General features: G+C 69.0%; 4 protein-coding genes. 2 read left to right on the forward strand and 2 right to left on the reverse strand.

Annotation, left to right across the window (positions count from 1 at the left end; translation table 11 throughout):
- Positions 1–16: 16 nt before the first annotated feature.
- Positions 17–859: an alpha/beta fold hydrolase gene (locus ACNPM4_RS10310; protein ID WP_262002922.1), complete on the reverse strand. Its 843-nt coding sequence runs from the start codon at positions 857–859 to the stop codon at positions 17–19.
- A 96-nt stretch (positions 860–955) separates the two neighbouring features.
- On the opposite strand from ACNPM4_RS10310, the gene ACNPM4_RS10315 reads away from it, so the two are divergent.
- Positions 956–1,522: a TetR/AcrR family transcriptional regulator gene (locus tag ACNPM4_RS10315; protein WP_448985601.1), complete on the forward strand. Its 567-nt coding sequence runs from the start codon at positions 956–958 to the stop codon at positions 1,520–1,522.
- Between the two features lie 85 nt (positions 1,523–1,607).
- On the forward strand, positions 1,608–2,411 hold the full coding sequence (locus tag ACNPM4_RS10320) for a tryptophan-rich sensory protein (RefSeq protein ID WP_448985602.1): 804 nt from the start codon (positions 1,608–1,610) through the stop codon (positions 2,409–2,411).
- Here the strand turns inward: ACNPM4_RS10320 and ACNPM4_RS10325 are convergent.
- Positions 2,393–2,572: winged helix-turn-helix domain-containing protein (locus tag ACNPM4_RS10325; RefSeq protein WP_448985604.1), on the reverse strand; the 180-nt coding region annotated here is incomplete at its 5' end. The two genes, ACNPM4_RS10320 and ACNPM4_RS10325, sit on opposite strands and share 19 nt — an antisense overlap.

Here is a 2,572-nt window from a genome sequence, read left to right on the forward strand (position 1 = left end):
CGAGGCTGCAGTGGGGTTACTTGGCGAGGAAGTCCTTCAGTGCCGCGTTGACCTCGTCGGCGTGCGTCCAGAGCAGGCCGTGCGGGGCGCCCTCGACCTCGACGTAGTCGGCATCCGGCACCGCCTGGTGGAAGCGGCGGGCGGTCGCGTCGATCGGGAGGATGTTGTCCTTCGTGCCGTGCAGGATCAGGGTGGGCTTGGCCGCGGCACGGACAGCCTCGACGTCTCCGCGGAAGTCCTCGATCCAGGCCGAGACGACCGCGTAGGCGGCGACGGGCGCGCTGCCGATCGCGACGTTCCAGCTGCCGGTGACGGCCTGCTCGCTGATGCGCGAGCCGAGGTTCTCGTCGAGGTTGTAGAAGTTCTGGTAGAAGTCGGTGAACCACGCGAAGCGGTCGCCCTTCGCCGCGGCCTCGATGCCGTCGAAGACCTCCTGCGGCACGCCCTCGGGGTTGTCGTCGCGCTGCACCAGGAAGGGCTCGAGCGAGGCGAGGAAGGCGAGCTTCGCGACGCGGTCGTGGCCGTACTTCGCCACGTAGCGGGCGAGCTCTCCGGTGCCCATCGAGAAGCCGACGAGCACGACGTCGCGCAGGTCGAGGGTCTCGAGCACGGTGTTCAGGTCGGCGGCGAACGTGTCGTAGTCGTAGCCGGCGTTGACCTTGGAAGATCCGCCGAAGCCGCGGCGGTCGTAGGTGATGACGCGGTAGCCCTGGGCGAGGAGCTCGCGGGTCTGACGCTCCCAGCTGTGGCCGTCGAGCGGGTAGCCGTGGATCAGGACGACGGGCTGACCCGAACCCTGGTCTTCGTAGTAGAGCTCGATCGGAGTGCTGTTCTCGTTTCCGACGGTGATGTAGCCCATGATCCTGGTCCTTTCGGTTGCGGTGAGAACGATCGTTCTCGCTCGATGTGTTCAATCTAGAGAACGTTCGTTCTCGTGTCAAGTAGACTTCTGGACATGACCGAAGACGAGGCCCGAGAGCGCATCCTGTCCGCCGCGGAGGAGCTCTACTACCGCAAGGGGTACGCGGCCGTCGGCATGGACGAGCTGCGGTCGGCCGCCGGCGTGTCGCTGCGTCGCCTCTACGCGCTGTTCCCCGCGAAGACCGACATCGTCACCGCTGTCCTCGCCCGCAAGCACGCCCAGTGGGAGTCCGGGCTCTCCGCGGCCGTGACGGATGCCGGTGATGATCCGCGCACCCGCCTGCTCGCGGTCTACGGATACCTCGAGAACTGGTTCTGCGCCGACGACTTCCGCGGCTGCGCCTTCATCAACGCGTTCGGCGAGCTCGGCGGGACGAACCCCGAGGTCGCGGAGATCGTGCGCGCACACAAGGCGTCGTTCCAGGAGTACATGGCGGGCCTGGTCGCCGACACGGGTGCCCCCGCAGCGCTCGCCGCACAGCTGTCGATCCTCGCCGAGGGGGCGCAGAGCACGGCCGCGATCTCGAAGGACCCCTCCGTGGCCGTGCAGGCGCGCGGCGCCGCGGAGGTCCTGATCGACGCGGCCTTCGCCCGGGCCTGAGGGTTTTCCTAACCTGGTTAGCGAAACTGCGGCCGGGTGTCAACCCCGATGCGCACCGGCCGCTCCACGCCGTATGGTCACGACCATGGACTCACGTACGAAGGGCATCGGCCGGCAGAGCCTGATCATCGCGGCGGCATCGTTCATGCTGATTGCGGCCGCCATCGGCGCAGGAGCGTTCGGCGGAGCATCCGTCGACGACCTGCAGGACGGCGCGCTCTCGGCACAGGGCTCGTATCTCGCCCCCGCCGGCCCTGCATTCTCGATCTGGTCCCTCATCTACATCGGGCTCATCGCGTACACGGTGTGGCAGGCGCTTCCGGCACAGCGACAGGATGCTCGCCAGCAGGCCGTGGGCGGATGGATCGCCGCCTCGATGGTGCTGAACGGGCTCTGGCTGGTCACCGCGCGGTATCTGACGCTGTGGCTCACGGTCGTCGTGATCGCCCTGCTGCTGGCCGTGCTCGCGCGGGTGGTCGTCGTACTGGGGCGCTTCCCGGCGCGAAACCTCGCCGACCGCATCCTGACCGACGGCGCGAACGGCCTGCACTTCGGCTGGGTGACGATCGCGACGGTCGCGAACACCGCGGCCTGGCTCACGCAGATCGCGCCCGAGAGCTGGGCGCAGGCGGCGGATGCCTGGGCGATCGCCGTGCTGGTGGTCGTGCTCGTGATCGGTGCCGCTGCCGCGTGGGCGACCGGTCGCATCGCCCCCGCACTCGCGACGGCCTGGGGTCTGGCCTGGCTCGCGGTCGGCCGTCTCACCGGGGAGCCCGAGAGCACCCCGACAGCAGTCGCCGCGATCATCGTGGCCGTGCTGCTCGTCGTCGCCGGGGTCGTCGCGGTGCTGCGACGCCGTGCGCGCTCGGCTCAGAGCACGAGCCGGTAGCCCATCCCCGCCTCGGTGAGCAGGTGCACCGGCGCGGCCGGCTCCTGCTCGAGCTTCTTGCGCAGCTGCGACATGTACAGGCGCAGGTAGCCCGAGTCGGACACCTGCTCGCTGCCCCAGATCTCCTTCAGCAGATCCTGTCGCGTGACCAGGGCCCCCGG

The sequence above is a fragment of the Microbacterium umsixpiens genome (genome assembly GCF_053543675.1).